The organism is Nocardioides sp. Soil805 (assembly GCF_001429625.1).
Classification (GTDB): domain Bacteria; phylum Actinomycetota; class Actinomycetes; order Propionibacteriales; family Nocardioidaceae; genus Nocardioides.
In genome coordinates, this window is the sequence record NZ_LMSU01000003.1 from 357,408 (window position 1) to 371,885 (window position 14,478).

13 protein-coding genes are annotated in these 14,478 nt (G+C 72.0%); 8 read left to right on the plus strand and 5 right to left on the minus strand.

Annotated elements, in window-relative coordinates; all coding sequences use genetic code 11:
- Nucleotides 1-41: 41 nt before the first annotated feature.
- A complete protein-coding gene (locus ASG94_RS22045; RefSeq protein ID WP_162260828.1) occupies nt 42-911 on the plus strand; it encodes a DUF3068 domain-containing protein in 870 nt (289 codons plus the stop codon).
- Nucleotides 912-990: 79 nt separating this feature from the next.
- On the opposite strand, the gene ASG94_RS16610 is transcribed toward ASG94_RS22045, so the two are convergent.
- Nucleotides 991-2,790 carry a hypothetical protein gene (locus ASG94_RS16610; protein WP_056927581.1) on the minus strand — a complete coding sequence of 600 codons (1,800 nt, stop codon included), beginning with the start codon at nt 2,788-2,790 and terminating at the stop codon, nt 991-993.
- Nucleotides 2,791-2,839: 49 nt separating this feature from the next.
- Complete coding sequence (locus ASG94_RS16615; RefSeq protein ID WP_056927582.1) at nt 2,840-3,655, minus strand: class I SAM-dependent methyltransferase; 816 nt, start codon at nt 3,653-3,655, stop codon at nt 2,840-2,842.
- A gap of 191 nt (nt 3,656-3,846) precedes the next feature.
- Here ASG94_RS16615 and rpsA point away from each other — a divergent pair, with 191 nt between their 5' ends.
- Both rpsA and ASG94_RS16625 read left to right on the plus strand, forming a co-directional pair.
- Nucleotides 3,847-5,337 carry a 30S ribosomal protein S1 gene (gene rpsA, locus ASG94_RS16620; protein ID WP_056927583.1) on the plus strand — a complete coding sequence of 497 codons (1,491 nt, stop codon included), beginning with the start codon at nt 3,847-3,849 and terminating at the stop codon, nt 5,335-5,337.
- Between the two features lie 130 nt (nt 5,338-5,467).
- Nucleotides 5,468-6,010, plus strand: a complete 543-nt coding sequence (locus tag ASG94_RS16625) for a DUF1707 SHOCT-like domain-containing protein (protein WP_056927584.1) — start codon at nt 5,468-5,470, stop codon at nt 6,008-6,010.
- Nucleotides 6,011-6,036: 26 nt separating this feature from the next.
- Here ASG94_RS16625 and ASG94_RS21820 read toward each other — a convergent pair whose 3' ends face one another.
- Entirely contained in the window at nt 6,037-6,198 is a 162-nt protein-coding gene (locus ASG94_RS21820) for a hypothetical protein (RefSeq protein WP_156411643.1), read from the minus strand.
- Nucleotides 6,199-6,291: 93 nt separating this feature from the next.
- Between ASG94_RS21820 and ASG94_RS16630 the strand changes: the two genes are divergently transcribed.
- From ASG94_RS16630 to ASG94_RS16650, 5 genes are all read left to right on the plus strand, one after another.
- Nucleotides 6,292-7,239, plus strand: a complete 948-nt coding sequence (locus tag ASG94_RS16630) for a helix-turn-helix domain-containing protein (protein ID WP_056927585.1) — start codon at nt 6,292-6,294, stop codon at nt 7,237-7,239.
- Between the two features lie 79 nt (nt 7,240-7,318).
- A complete protein-coding gene (locus tag ASG94_RS16635; RefSeq protein ID WP_056927586.1) occupies nt 7,319-8,602 on the plus strand; it encodes an aminotransferase class I/II-fold pyridoxal phosphate-dependent enzyme in 1,284 nt (427 codons plus the stop codon).
- A complete protein-coding gene (locus tag ASG94_RS16640; protein ID WP_156411644.1) occupies nt 8,595-9,467 on the plus strand; it encodes a sulfotransferase domain-containing protein in 873 nt (290 codons plus the stop codon). The genes ASG94_RS16635 and ASG94_RS16640 overlap by 8 nt, the downstream gene beginning before the upstream one ends.
- Before the next feature lie 77 nt (nt 9,468-9,544).
- Complete coding sequence (coaE, locus tag ASG94_RS16645) at nt 9,545-10,135, plus strand: dephospho-CoA kinase (protein ID WP_056927588.1); 591 nt, start codon at nt 9,545-9,547, stop codon at nt 10,133-10,135.
- 10 nt (nt 10,136-10,145) lie between these two features.
- Nucleotides 10,146-11,453, plus strand: a complete 1,308-nt coding sequence (locus tag ASG94_RS16650) for a glycoside hydrolase family 3 N-terminal domain-containing protein (RefSeq protein ID WP_235537301.1) — start codon at nt 10,146-10,148, stop codon at nt 11,451-11,453.
- 60 nt (nt 11,454-11,513) lie between these two features.
- On the opposite strand, the gene ASG94_RS16655 is transcribed toward ASG94_RS16650, so the two are convergent.
- The gene (locus ASG94_RS16655) at nt 11,514-12,500 is read right to left on the minus strand and encodes a sigma-70 family RNA polymerase sigma factor (RefSeq protein ID WP_056927589.1); all 987 of its coding nucleotides are present in this window, start codon (nt 12,498-12,500) and stop codon (nt 11,514-11,516) included.
- A gap of 608 nt (nt 12,501-13,108) precedes the next feature.
- Nucleotides 13,109-14,413 carry a DNA polymerase IV gene (locus ASG94_RS16660; protein WP_056927590.1) on the minus strand — a complete coding sequence of 435 codons (1,305 nt, stop codon included), beginning with the start codon at nt 14,411-14,413 and terminating at the stop codon, nt 13,109-13,111.
- Nucleotides 14,414-14,478: the final 65 nt, after the last annotated feature.

A 14,478-nucleotide genomic window follows, 5' to 3' on the forward strand; every position in this document is an offset into this window, starting at 1 on the left:
CTCCTGGGAGGACTTTCGTCGTGCGCAAGATCATTGGTTGGGTGCTCCTTGCACTCGGCGCCTTCTTGTTGGTGATCGGCCTGATGGCCTCCTTCTGGGCTCCGGGTCAGGTGAAGCGGACGCCGCTCGACACCGACAGCGTCACGCGCCTGGCCGGCACCGCCGACAAGCTCAACCCCGCGTCCGGGGAGGTGGAGAGCCTCGACGTCAAGGCCACCAGCATCACCAAGGCCGACTCGAAGCGCTCCGACGACTCGGTCATCGTGTTCGTCAACACCCTCTGCCTGGTCATCGACGAGGGCGACGTCCCCGACTGCGTCGACGCCGACGACCCGGAGAAGCGCCTCATCACGGCCTCCACCGACGTCTTCGCCACCGACCGCTCCACCGCCGAGGCCGTCAACGGCGAGTACCTGCCCGCCGGGGCCGAGGAGAAGGAGGGCCTCATCAACAAGTGGCCCTTCGATGCCGAGAAGAAGGACTACCCCTACTGGGACGGGCTGCTCGGCGCTCCCGTGGACGCGGTGTACGACAGCACGGAGACCCTCGAGGGCCTCGAGACCTACAAGTACCACGTGGTCGTCGACGAGCAGTCGGCCGAGGTCGTCGATGGCGTCCAGGGCGTCTACTCGCAGGACAAGTACCTGTGGATCGATCCGGTGACCGGCTCGATCATCAAGCAGTCGCAGCAGGAGCTCCGCACCCTGGAGAACGGGGACGTGCTCCTCGACCTCGACCTCGCCTTCACCGACGAGCAGGTCTCGGACAACGTGGAGTCGGCCAAGGACTCGGGCGGCACCATCAAGCTGGTCACCAGCACGGTGCCCCTCATCGGCTTCATCGGTGGTGCGCTGGCCCTGCTCGCCGGCGCCTACCTCGTCTTCGCCGGTCGCAAGGAGGAGACTGCCTGAGGCAGTCCGCCCCCGCTCAGCACGACGGCCCGCCGGCACTGCCGGCGGGCCGTCGTCCGTCTTCCGGGGGGAGGTCCCGTCATCCGGCGGCGGGCTGCGGGTTCCCGATGATGACCTCGCTGACGCACACGGTGCCCGCGTCGTCGGCCATCTCCAGGGTGATGGTCTCCGGAACGGCTGTCTGCAGCTGCACCTGCAGCTGCTCGAGGCCCGGTCGGACCTGCATCACGGTCGTGGTCCCGCCGACGGTCACGGCCATCGTGCCGCCCGTCGAGGCGACGGTGTTGACCTGGAGGGCCCAGTCCCACAGGTACCGCTCGTCCGACATCGGCACGGTGACGCGGTCGCCGGGCCCCAGGGCGTAGCCGCACCCCTCGACCGGCCCGGCCTCGGCGTGGGACTCGTCGGTCACCTCGACGTCGTGCACCCGGCCCCGAGGGTCGACGATGGCCAGCTGGCGCGCGGGCTCGGAGAACCGGACGTCGTCCCCGTACGGCGCCAGCACGTACGACAGGCGCGCCTCGGCCGGGAAGAAGGCGGGCTGCAGGACGGTGTCCGGTGTGTTGGCGTCCCACAGGACGGTCGGGGCGCCCCGGGCGGCGAGGTCGGCGCGGAGGTTCTCCACCCACGCGCGTCCCGGGTTCGTGCCGATGCGGTCGGTCGCCAAGAGGTTGGAGACGAGGAGCGACCCCCCGAGGACCCCTACGAGCACCGGGGCGAGTGCGCGTCGTCCGCCGCGAGTGGTGACGGCGCTGCGTCGGCGCGGGCCATCTCGGCGTGCGGCCCGCATGACCAGGGCCAGGGACACGACCGCCGCGGCGAGCACGTCCGCGCTGAAGCGCTCGTCGGTGACGGCGTGCTGACCGGTGAGGATGAAGCGGTTGCTGAACAGGATCATGCCCCAGGCGACGACGGCGTACAGGCCCGCCGCCGCGATCGCCGTCCACGACCCCGGCCACCGGAGCGCCGCCAGGGTCGCGAGGGCGACGAGCAGGACGCCCAGGAGCACCGACTGCCCGAGCGAGGGGTGCCCGTAGATGTCGCCGCTCACCGGGAGGGTGCCCCACGGGCCGCCCAGCAGTGCGGGCGCGAGCATCTCGGAGAAGCCCCGGGCCAGGAACTCGACGGCCCCGTCCTGGGTCGCCGCGGCGTTGAACTCGATCGAGTTCGCGGACTCGCCGCTGGTGGCCACGAGGAAGATCGGCAGGTACACCAGGGTCACCCCGGCGAGTGCGACCAGCGGCGTCCGCGCGGTGCGCAGCCGTGCGCGGAGGGTCCGGCCGTCGGCCATGAGCAGGACCGCGCAGACGGGCAGGACCAGCAGGACGGCCTTCTCCCAGAAGAACAGCCCCCCGGCGTACGCGACCAGCAGGCGCAGCAGGTCCGCGCGTGCGTGCGAGCGCGTCCACCGCTCGGCACCGATGACGCACAGCCCCATGAAGACCAGCATCGGCAGCGCCTGGGTCGCCGCGGCCCACCACATGGTCGGTCGCAGGTAGAGGGGGGACAGCGCGACCAGCGCCAGCGGCGCCAGGGTGAGCAGTCGCGGTCCGGCCAGGCGTGCGAGGGCGACCGCCCACACCAGGACCACCCCGGCGCTCGTGAGGGCCACGACCACCACGGGGACCCAGAAGTTCAGCGGTGCGAGCGTCGTGACGACCCACGTGACGAGGAAGCCGCCGGGCATGAGGTGTCCGTTGTAGTCCTGGACGAGGTAGTCCCACAGCGGCATGGCGTGGGCGTCGTGCATGTAGATCCAGTCGTCGTCCTGCCACGTCCACCGCGCGACGGTCCAGGCGCGCCAGAGCAGGCTGAGCACGACGATCGCGAGCACGCCGCGGCGATAGGGGGTCGCGACGAGCGCGCGGGGGGAGGGCACGGCGGCGATGCTAGTGGCGTGCTCGGTGCTGCGCCGGTACGTCGGGGACTCAGGTCAGGTCGGTCACGAAGATCGCCGTGCCGGGGGTGAGCAGGCCCCGGGTGCGCGACCACCCGCCCCACACCCGGTCGTGGTCGGCGGGCCACTCCGGCTCGACGAGGTCACGGAGCACGAAGCCCGTCGACGAGAGCAGCCGCACCCAGTCACCGAGCGTGCGGTGGTGCTCGACGTAGGCGACGACGCCGGTCTCGTCGTCCACCTCGACGTACGGCGTGCGGTCCCAGTAGGACTGCGAGGCGACCAGGCCGCCGTCACCGGGGTCGTCGGGGAACATCCACCGGGTGGGGTGGGTGACGGAGAAGGCGTAACGACCGCCGGGGCGCAGCACGCGGGCCGTCTCGGTCACGGCGTCGGCGATGTCGTGCACGAACTGCAGCGCACCGAACGAGCAGAAGACGATGTCGAAGCTGTCGTCGGCGAACGGCAGGTGGGTGGCGGTGGCCCGCACGGAGGGCACCACGACGCCGGTGATCTCGTCGATGCGCCGGCTGTGCTGGAGCTGGCGGTGGGACAGGTCCAGCCCGACGGCCCTGCCTCCCCGGCTCCGCACCCAGCGGGAGCACTGACCGGCGCCGCTGCCGACCTCGAGGACGTCGCGTCCCGCGACGTCGCCCAGGATGGCGAGGTCGTCCTCGGTCTGGCCCTCAGGGCCCCACACGAACCCGACGTCGCCCAGGAACTCGCCGTGCGTGGCCTGGTACTCGTCGGCGTAGCGGTCCCAGTCGGGACCGTTGGCGCTGCGGGACTCGGACTCGTCGACCGGTCGGCGCTCGACCCGGACGGACTGCGGGAGGTGGTCCTGCACCCCTCCACCGTAGTGGGCAGGACCGGAGTTGGACGGTGCGGGGCGCGCCCGCGTAGGCTGGAGGGTGCGCCAGAGGTCTGCCTGGGTTCCATACGGAGCGGACCCTCGCTCGTCATCTCTCCATCGGTGGTGAAAGAGGGCTTCTGCGCGTGCCCGCACGACTTCTGACCATCCAAGGAATCACTTCCCTTATGACGAGCACCATCTCCTCCATCGCCGCGAGCGACTGGGACAACGACGCGCCCCAGGTGGCGGTCAACGACATCGGTTCCGAGGCGGACTTCCTCGCCGCGATCGACGCGACCATCAAGTACTTCAACGACGGCGACATCGTCGAGGGCACCATCGTCAAGGTGGACCGCGACGAGGTCCTCCTCGACATCGGCTACAAGACCGAGGGCGTCATCCCCTCGCGCGAGCTGTCCATCAAGCACGACGTCGACCCCTCCGAGGTCGTTTCCGTGGGCGACAAGGTCGAGGCCCTCGTTCTCCAGAAGGAGGACAAGGAAGGCCGTCTGATCCTGTCCAAGAAGCGCGCCCAGTACGAGCGCGCCTGGGGCACCATCGAGCAGGTCAAGGAGGAGGACGGCGTCGTCGAGGGCACCGTCATCGAGGTCGTCAAGGGCGGCCTCATCCTCGACATCGGCCTGCGCGGCTTCCTGCCCGCCTCGCTGGTGGAGATGCGTCGCGTCCGCGACCTGCAGCCGTACGTCGGCCAGACGCTCGAGGCCAAGATCATCGAGCTCGACAAGAACCGCAACAACGTGGTCCTGTCGCGCCGTGCCTGGCTTGAGCAGACCCAGTCCGAGGTCCGGCACGGTTTCCTCACCCAGCTCCAGAAGGGCCAGATCCGCAAGGGTGTCGTGTCCTCGATCGTCAACTTCGGTGCCTTCGTGGACCTCGGTGGCGTCGACGGCCTCGTGCACGTCTCGGAGCTGTCCTGGAAGCACATCGACCACCCGTCCGAGGTCGTCACCGTCGGCGACGAGGTCACCGTCGAGGTCCTCGACGTGGACATGGACCGCGAGCGTGTCTCCCTGTCGCTGAAGGCGACCCAGGAGGACCCGTGGCAGCACTTCGCCCGCACCCACCAGATCGGCCAGATCGTGCCGGGCAAGGTCACCAAGCTGGTGCCCTTCGGCTCGTTCGTCCGCGTCGAGGAGGGCATCGAGGGCCTGGTGCACATCTCCGAGCTGGCCGAGCGCCACGTGGAGATCCCCGAGCAGGTCGTCCAGGTCAACGACGACGTCATGGTCAAGATCATCGACATCGACCTCGAGCGTCGCCGGATCTCGCTGTCGCTCAAGCAGGCCAACGAGACGGCTGCCGCGTCCGACGTCGAGGAGTTCGACCCGACGCTGTACGGCATGACCGCCACGTACGACGAGCAGGGCAACTACGTCTACCCCGAGGGCTTCGACCCCGAGACGGGCGAGTGGCTCGAGGGCTTCGACGAGCAGCGTGCGGTCTGGGAGGACCAGTACGCCAAGGCGCACGCGCGCTGGGAGCAGCACGTCAAGCAGCAGGCCGACGCCAAGGTCGCCGAGGCCGAGGCGGGCGAGGCCACGTCGTACTCCTCCGACGGTGGCGACACCGGCACCCAGGAGCAGACCGGCGGCTCGCTGGCTTCCGACGAGGCGCTCCAGGCGCTCCGCGAGAAGCTGACCGGCGGGGGCAACTGACCCACCGACCCTCCGGGGTCACCGCAGCACAGCACGTCCAGGAGGCCCGCCGGTTCGCCGGCGGGCCTCCTGCCATGTCCGGACGGTGCGGCCGCCCCGGGTGCGTGGCGGGCGGTGCTTGGATGGCTCCATGGCTGCGCGGGAGCGTGACGTCCGGGCCGGGGACGCCGACCGGGACGAGGTGATGGGCCTGCTCGCGGACGCCTTCGCGCAGGGCCGACTCGACTTCGAGGACCTGCAGCACCGCCAGGACCTGGCCGCCCGGGCCCGGATGATGGGGGAGCTGCAGTCCCTGGTGCGCGACCTGCCGCGGACCCGCGACGACGACCTGGTGCTCGTCGCCGGCCTGGCCCGCCAGCGCCGTGACGGACCCTGGTCGGTGCCGTCACGGGTGGTCGTCGCGGCCGCAGCGGCCGACGTACGCCTCGACTTCCGCAACGCCGTGTGTCCCCACCGGCTGGTCGAGGTCGTGGTGCGCCCGGGGCTCGGTCGGGTCGTGCTGGTGGTTCCGTCGGACTGGGGCGTGCGCGTGGGGGAGGTGCGCACCGGCTGGGGCTCGCTGCGCAACGACCACCGCCCCGACCCTCGGGGCGACCGACCGGTGCTGGTCGTGCGCGGCAGCCTGGGGGTGGGGCGGCTCGTGGTCAGGCGACCCAGACGGTTCGGCCGCTGAGGGGTGCGTTGCGCCGGTCGGGCGCTTCAGGCGCGACGCGGGACCACGTGACGACGCTGCTCGACGGGACCGAGCTCGTCGTGGTCGTCGGCGCGCAGCGCGGCGCCGGCGAAGTGGTCGTGGCGCGCGTACCGGACGAGCAGCGCGACGAGGGCGAGGAGGACGAGGGCGAGGGCGAGAGTGGTCATGGCAGTAATCCTGCGCCTGTAGACATCCCGCCACCAGTGGCAGCAATGCCGGTGTGCGTTGATTTCCTGCCACGCGTGGGTCATGCTGATGTCGTGCTCACCAACGTCGCCGTCCTGGTCTGGGACGAGGTCGCCATGTTCGAGCTCGGTGTGCTCTGCGAGGCGTTCGGCCAGGACCGCAGCGACGACGGCGTCCCGGTCCTCGACTTCGCCATCTGCGGCGTCGAGCCGGGCCAGGTGCGCACCTCGCTCGGCTTCGAGCTGCAGGTGCTCCACGGCCTCGACCGGCTGGCCGAGGCGGACCTCGTGTGCGTGCCGGCGATCGCCGGCCACGACAGCGTCCCCCTCCCGGTCGTGCAGGCCCTGCAGGACGCGGTCGCCCGCGGAGCGCGGGTGCTGTCGGTGTGCACCGGGGCCTTCGTGCTGGGGGAGGCCGGGCTCCTCGACGGCCGCGAGGCGACCACCCACTGGAAGCACACCGACGAGCTGGCCGCGCGGTTCCCGCTGGCCCGGGTCGTCCCGGAGGTCCTGTACGTCGACGCCGGGCCGGTCGTCACCAGTGCGGGCTCGGCCGCCGGGCTCGACGCGGCCCTGCACCTGTGGCGCGAGGAGTACGGCGCTGCGGTGGCCGGCACGGTCGCGCGCCGGATGGTGGTGGCCCCGCAGCGACCCGGGGGCCAGGCCCAGTTCATCTCCCGCCCGGTCCCCGAGTGCACCTCCGACTCGCTGGCCCCGCTGCTCGAGTGGATCCAGGGGAACCTGGGCGCGGAGCTGAGCGTCGACCTGCTCGCCCGGCAGACCCACATGTCGGCACGCACCTTCGCCCGCCGGTTCAAGGACGAGACCGGGACGACGCCGTACGGCTGGATCCTGGCCCAGCGGGTGCAGGCCGCACAGGCGCTCCTCGAGCAGTCCGACCGCTCGATCGAGTGGATCGCCTCGGAGGTGGGCTTCGGCAACGCCGCGACGCTGCGCCACCACTTCACCCGGGTGCGTGGGATCAGCCCCCAGCAGTACCGCCGCACCTTCTCGTGCGCCTGACGCCGGGGGAGCAGGGGCCCGGCCGTCCGGGTCTGGACGCCGTGGCCGGCCGGTCCTGCGTGCTCGGTAGCCTTCTCGTGTGACGCACACGCCGCTCTCCGACCTGTCCCGCGACGACCTGCTCGCCCTGCGCGACGAGCTGCAGGCGACGTACGACGAGCTGCGCGCGCGCGGCCTCTCGCTCGACCTGACGCGCGGCAAGCCGTCGTCGGCCCAGCTCGACCTGGCCGAGGAGCTCCTGACCCTCCCGCGCGGCCACCGCGACAGCAGCGGCACCGACGTGCGCAACTACGGCGGGCTGGCCGGCCTGCCGGAGCTGCGCGAGATGTTCGCCGAGCTGCTGTGGGTCGAGCCGGAGCAGGTCGTGGCCGGCGGCAACTCGAGCCTCACCATGATGCGCGACGCGCTGGTCTACCTCATGCTGTTCGGCGGCGTGGACAGCGACCGGCCCTGGAGCAAGGAGGGCGTGGTCAGGTTCATCTGCCCCGTCCCCGGTTACGACCGGCACTTCACGCTGCTCGAGTCGCTCGGCATCGAGATGATCACCGTCCCGATGAACGACGACGGCCCGGACGCGGAGGCCGTGGCGCGTCTCGTGGCCGAGGACCGCTCCATCAAGGGCATGTGGGTGGTGCCGACGTACGCCAACCCGGCCGGCTCCGTGTGCAGCCAGGAGGTCGCCGCCCGGCTGGCCTCGATGGAGACCGCCGCGCACGACTTCAAGATCTTCTGGGACAACGCGTACGCGCTGCACCACCTCACCGAGGAGGAGGCCAAGAGCGCCGACATCCTCACGCTGGCCGCGGCGAGCGGGCACCCGCACCGGCCGATCATGTTCGCGTCGACCTCCAAGATCACCTTCGCCGGTGCGGGCGTCGCCTTCCTCGCGGCGTCCGTGGAGAACGTCGCGTGGTACCTCGGGCACCTCGGCAAGGGCTCCATCGGGCCGGACAAGGTCAACCACCTGCGCCACGTGCAGTTCTTCGGATCCGCGCAGGGCGTGCGCGACCACATGGTCAAGCACCGCGAGATCATCGCGCCCAAGTTCGCCGAGGTCGACCGGGTGCTCACCGAGCGCCTCGACGGTCGCGGTGTCGCGCACTGGAACAAGCCCCGCGGCGGCTACTTCGTCAACCTCGACGTGATGCCCGGGACGGCGTCGCGGGTGGTGGCGCTGGCCAAGGAGGCGGGCATCGCCCTGACGCCGGCCGGCTCGTCCTTCCCCCTCGGCCAGGACCCGCACGACGAGAACATCCGTCTCGCGCCGACCATGCCTCCCCTGGAGGAGGTCAGCGAGGCGATGGACGGCGTGGCGACCGCCGTGCTCCTCGCCGCGGTGGAGAAGCTCCTCGACCGTGGCTGACGTGGTCGGCGCGGGCTTCCAGCCGTTCACCTTCTCGATCGTCGGGGTCCAGAAGGCCGGCACGTCGACCCTGCAGTGGATGCTCAACCAGCATCCCCAGGTGGCGCGCCCACCCCGCAAGGAGATGGGCTGGTTCGACGTCGACGAGGCGACCTGGCTGGAGGCCGACCACGCGTCGTACGGCGTGCAGCGGACCTCGCCGCACCAGCGTGCGCTGGGGGACGCGACACCGCGCTACCTGTTGATGCCGGGCACCCTGGAGCGGATGCGCGACCGGTTGCCCGACCTGCGGCTGATGGCGGTCTTCCGGGATCCGATCGACCGACTGGTCTCCCAGTGGGTGATGGTCCGCGAGCGGCAGCCGGACAGGGCGCCGGACTGGCCGGAGATGATCGCGTGGCGACCGCCGTCCTTCCCGACGATCCTGCCCGAGGAGTTCACCGGGCCGGGCGGGCGGGCCCGTTTCCTGAGGGCGTCGGGGGTCGTGCGCGGCTACTACGGCGGACAGGTCGACCACGGCCTCAGCATCTTCCCCCGCGAGCAGTGGTTGTTCCTCGACTTCGCCTCCCTGCTGGACGAGCACGCCCGGCACCTGGACCTGGTCACCGACCACCTCGGCATCGACCGGTTCTCCTCCCACCCGCCCCTCCGGAGGCTGATGGCCGGTTCGCCGTCCATCACCGGCACGGCGCCCACCGGCGCGGACCTGATGGCGCTGGCGCGGGCGCTCGAGCCGGAGCTCGCGCAGTACGTCGCGCTCACCGGGCTCCCGGTCGAGCACTGGACCACCGAGCGGCTCCTGCGCGGTGACCTCGACGCCGACGAGCAGGCCGCGGCGTACGCCCGCAAGGCCGGCCTGGCCTGACGGACGGCGCGGGGGAGCGGGCGCCGGGTGCGCCCGACGTACGCTCTGGCACATCTGAGGACGGGGAGGACACACAGGTGACCGTTCGGGTCGGACTGACCGGGGGCGTGGCCTCCGGCAAGAGCACCGTCTCGGCGATCCTCGCCGAGCTCGGGGCCGTCGTGATCGACGCGGACGTGCTCGCCCGCGAGGTGGTGGCGCGGGGCACGCCCGGGCTCGACGCGGTCGTGGCGGAGTTCGGCCCGTCGCTGCTGACGCCGGAGGGCGACCTCGACCGGCCGGCGATGGGACGCCTGGTCTTCGCCGACGAGTCGGCCCGCAAGCGGCTCGAGGCGATCATCCACCCCCTGGTGATCGAGCGGATGGCGGCGCTGGAGGCTGCCGCCGTTGACGACGACGTGGTCGTCCACGACATCCCGCTGCTGGCCGAGGGCGGTCGCGCCGACACCTTCGACGCCGTGGTCGTGGTCGACGCCCCGCGCGACCTGCAGGTCCAGCGGATGCTGTCCGAGCGCGGCTGGACGCGCGAGGACGCCGAGTCGCGGATCGCCGCCCAGGCCACGCGCGAGGAGCGCCGCGCGATCGCCACCCACGTGATCGACAACAACGGCTCCCTCGAGGAGCTGCGGGCCCGCGTCGAAGCGGTCCTCGACGAGCTCCGCGGGTAGCCTGCGGGCCGTGCGACTGCCTCTCCTGACCACCGCCACCGCCCTCACCGCGGGGGTGCTGCTGATCGGTGGGTGCGCGTCCGCGCCGGAGCCTGCGGGCGACCCGGCGAGCAGCAGTCCGTCCCCGGAGGCAGTGTCCCCGTCCGCGGAGTCCCCGGCAGCGGAGACGACCGACCCGGACGCGCCCCTGGGCTGGGGGCCGACCGTCGGCGAGCTGGAGGAGGCGCAGGCGCTGGTCGCCGGCTGGTCCTCCGAGCAGCTCGCCGGCCAGGTGATCGTCGGTCGCTACCTGGGCACCGACCCCGCCGCCGTCGCCGCGATGGTGCGCGAGCACCACCTCGCCGGGGTCTCGGTCACCAACGGCAACGTCGTCGACGAGGCCCAGGTTCGCGCGACGACGGCCGCGGTGAGCGAGGCGGTGGCTGCCGACGGCCGCGACTTCCCGGCCGTCATCGGGGTCGACCAGGAGGGCGGCTACGTCTCCCACCTGCGCGGCATCGCCACCGAGTTCCCGGCCTTCGACGCCGCCGGAGCGGCGATCGCCGCCGACGGCACGACGGGTCGCGAGGCCGTGCGCCAGGCGGCGTACGCCACCGGCATGGAGGTCCGCGACCTGGGCTTCACCTGGGTCTTCGCTCCCGTCGCCGACGTGACCATCGGCGCGGCGGACCCGACGATCGGCACCCGGTCCGCGAGCGAGGACCCCGCGATCGCCGCCAAGGCGACGGCCACCGCCGTCCGGGGCTACGACGCCGCCGGTGTGGTCTCGACGATCAAGCACTTCCCGGGCCACGGGGCCGCCACCAGCGACAGCCACGACACGCTGCCGGTGCTCGACTCCTCGCTGCAGGAGATCCGGTCGCACGACCTGCCGCCGTTCGAGGCCGCCATCGCCAGCCACGCCCCGGCGGTGATGATGAGCCACCTCGACCTCACGGCCATCGCACCGGGGGTCCCGGCGTCGCTCGCCCCGGAGGTCTACGACCTGTTGCGCGACGACCTGGGCTTCGAGGGGGTCACGATCACCGACTCGCTGGGGATGGGCGCCGTGGCGGCGAGCTGGAAGCCGGCCGTGGCGGCCCTCAACGCGGGCGCCGACCTGCTGCTGATGCCGGTCGACACCGTCGAGACGCACCGGGTGCTCACCCGGGCCATCGACGACGGTGACGTGACCCGCAAGCGCGCCGAGGAGGCCGCCTCGCGGGTGGTCGCCCTGCAGATGTGGCAGCAGCGCGTGGCCGAGGCGACGCCCGTGCCGGCCGACGTCACGACGCTGGCCGGCGAGGCGGCCGCCGCGCTCACCTCCGCGGCGTACTGACGACGAGACCCGCCCCGACGGGTGTCGGGGCGGGTCTCGGGGCCGTGCGTGGCCGGTGGCTCAGGCGGCCGTGCCGGTAGCGAGGTCGGGGTCACCGATGCGACGCAGCTTCTGCAGCGCCTCCCGCTCGAGCTGGCGGACCCGCTCGGCCGAGATGCCGTGCTTGGCGCCGATGTCGGCCAGCTTGTGCTGGCGGCCGTCGGTGAGCCCGTAGCGCGCCCGGATGATGTCGGCGGCCCGCTCGTCGAGGTGGGCGACGAGGTCCTCGAGCCGCTGTCGCGCCTCGACGTCGAGGAACTCCAGGTCGGGTCCCGGGGCGGTCTCCTGGGCCATCAGGTCACCCAGGGACGTGTCGCCGTCCTCGTCCACCGGGGTGTCGAGGGAGACGTGGTCGCGACCCCACGACATGAGGTCGAGGACCCGGTCGATCTCCATGCCGAGCTCCTGGGCGATCTCCTGCGGCTCAGGGGCGCGGCCGAGCTGGCGCTCGAGGGTGCGACGGGCGCCGCTCACCTGGTTGAGCTCCTCGACCACGTGCACCGGCAGCCGTACGACGCGGGCCTGCTGCGCGATGCCGCGGGTGATGGCCTGGCGGACCCACCAGGTGGCGTAGGTCGAGAACTTGTACCCCTTGGTGTAGTCGAACTTCTCCACGGCGCGGATCAGGCCGGTGTTGCCCTCCTGGATGAGGTCGAGCATGGGCATCTGCGAGCGGCCGTACTTGCGGGCGATGGAGACGACGAGGCGCAGGTTGGCGGAGATGAACTGGTCGATGGCCCGCCGACCCTCCTCGGCCAGCCACTCCAGCTCCTCCTGGTTGGCGCTCATGGGGGCGCCCCCCTTGCGACGGCCGACACGGCCCTCCTCGAGGAGCTTCTCGGCCAGCAGGCCGGCCTCGATGGTCTTGGAGAGCTCGACCTCCATGGCGGCGTCGAGAAGGGGAGTGCGGGCGATCTCGTCGAGGTAGAGGCCGACGCTGTCGCGTCCCTCGATCTCACGCGTGGTGCTCGTGCGGGTGCTCCGTGCGGTGCTCTGTGCGGTGCTCATCGTCGTCTCCTCCTCCGTGGCGGTGCGCCGATACCTCGCCACGTCTTCTCCAACGGCTTCCACGGTCAAGAGATTCCCCACCTCGACTGCTCGGCCCTTCACCTGACTCGACGTCCCGACCACTGCGAGAGTTGCCTCCCTCGGCAACTCTCAGGGACTTCTCAGGGGTGCTTCGGAGACGCGGCGCCACGGGATTGGACGATCCGGGTACCGGTCCGTCCTCCACAGGCTGGTCCACAGGTGTGTGGACAACCCGTCCGCCGCTGTGGACCACCGGCCCGCGCCTGTGGACGCGCCTGTGGGACCACGGGAATGTGGGGTCGACCCCTTGCGCCGGCGCGCTCGGCGGACATAGAACTCTCCTACCGGCGCCGCGTGCGGCGCCGGTGATCGGACAGGCAGAAGGATCCGTACGGCGAGCGTGCTTGCCGCGGGGACCCGGTGACGGGGGCCTCGGGACCCGACTGGCGTCCAGGTCGACCGGACGTCACCCAGCCGGTCACTCCGAGGGGCTCCAGGCGCTCATACCGGCTGGGGCCTCTCACCTTTTCCCGAGGCGCGCCGGCACGTCCGGCTCGCTGGTCGCGAGCTCCGCGCGAGGTGGACCCTCAGTCCTCGGCGGGCGCGACGGCCGGCGACAGGGCCGGGTCGTCGACGGCGTACGACCGGACGGGTCCGGGTGGGGTCTCGGCGGTCTCGAAGCGCACCGTGACCACGCCCCGCCCCGACCCCCACACCCAGCCCGCGCCCATCTCCTCGTGCACGACGTCCATCCCGGGGGAGAAGTGGCGGACCGTAGGCGTCGCGTCCGGGACCACGACCTCCTCGGGCTCGGGCTCCGTCTCGCCGAAGAGGTCCTCCTGGATCCAGTCGGCCAGCCCGGAGACCCCGACGCCGAGCAGTCGCACGCCGCCTGAGGTGTCGAGGTCGGCCAGCAGGGACCGGGCGAGCCGCGCGATGGTGGGTGCGCTGTCCGTGGGGCTGGGCAACGTCGAGGACCGGCTCAGGGTGGTGAAGTCGTGCAGCCGCACCTTGATCGTCACCGTGCGTCCCGACAGGCCGTGCTTGCGCAGGCGCGTGCCGACCTGCACCGCCTGCCGGGTCAGCAGCGACTCCATCAGGCTGCGGTCGGTCAGGTCCGTGTCGTAGGTGCCCTCGCTGCTGACCGACTTGGTCTCCCGGTCGGCGACCACCGGGCGGTCGTCCTCGGCACGTGCCAGCCGGTGCAGGCCGTGTCCGTGCGCCCTGCCGAGCAGGCGCACCATCTCCTCCTCGTCGACGGCCTCGAGGTCGGCCACCGTGTGGAGCCCGGCCCGCCGGAGCCGTTCGGCGGTGGCCGGGCCGACACCGGGGATCACGGTGACCTTCATCGGGCGCAGCAGCTCGCGCTCGGTGCCGGGCGGGACCACGGTCAGCCCGTCGGGCTTGTCGAGCTCGCTGGCCACCTTGGCGATGAACTTGGAGGTGCCGATGCCGACGGTCCCGGTGAGCCCCCCGGTCACCTCGCGCACCCGGGCCCGCAGCTCGTGGCCGAAGGCCGTCACCGTCTCCACCTCGAGGTCCGGCAGGTCGGCGCGCTCGAGGTCGACGAACGCCTCGTCGAGCGACAGCGGCTCGACCAGGGGGGAGGCGGCACGGAGCACCTCCATGACGCGGGCACTCGTCTGCCGGTAGGCGTGGAAGCGCCCCGACAGGAACGCCGCGTGCGGGCACCGGGCGCGCGCCTCGCGCCCGGACATGGCCGACCGGACGCCGTACACCCGGGCCTCGTACGACGCGGTCGCGACGACCCCGCGACCGCCGGTGCCGCCGACGATGACCGGTTTGCCGCGCAGCGAGGGCTTGTCGCGCTGCTCCACGGCCGCGAAGAACGCGTCCATGTCGAGGTGCAGGACCGAGGCGGTACGACGCATCAGGCGTGCGGGTCGCCCGGGAGGGGGTCGGCCCCGCTGCTGGTCACACCGTCATTGTCGCAGGC

What these genes read in the sequence shown, in the direction of transcription:
- rpsA (WP_056927583.1), top strand. Translation starts at nt 3,847, where the DNA reads ATGACGAGCACCATCTCCTCCATCGCCGCGAGCGACTGGGACAACGAC.
- ASG94_RS16625 (WP_056927584.1), top strand. Translation starts at nt 5,468, where the DNA reads ATGGCTGCGCGGGAGCGTGACGTCCGGGCCGGGGACGCCGACCGGGAC.
- ASG94_RS21820 (WP_156411643.1), bottom strand. Translation starts at nt 6,198, where the DNA reads ATGACCACTCTCGCCCTCGCCCTCGTCCTCCTCGCCCTCGTCGCGCTG.
- ASG94_RS16655 (WP_056927589.1), bottom strand. Translation starts at nt 12,500, where the DNA reads ATGAGCACCGCACAGAGCACCGCACGGAGCACCCGCACGAGCACCACG.
- ASG94_RS16660 (WP_056927590.1), bottom strand. Translation starts at nt 14,413, where the DNA reads ATGCGTCGTACCGCCTCGGTCCTGCACCTCGACATGGACGCGTTCTTC.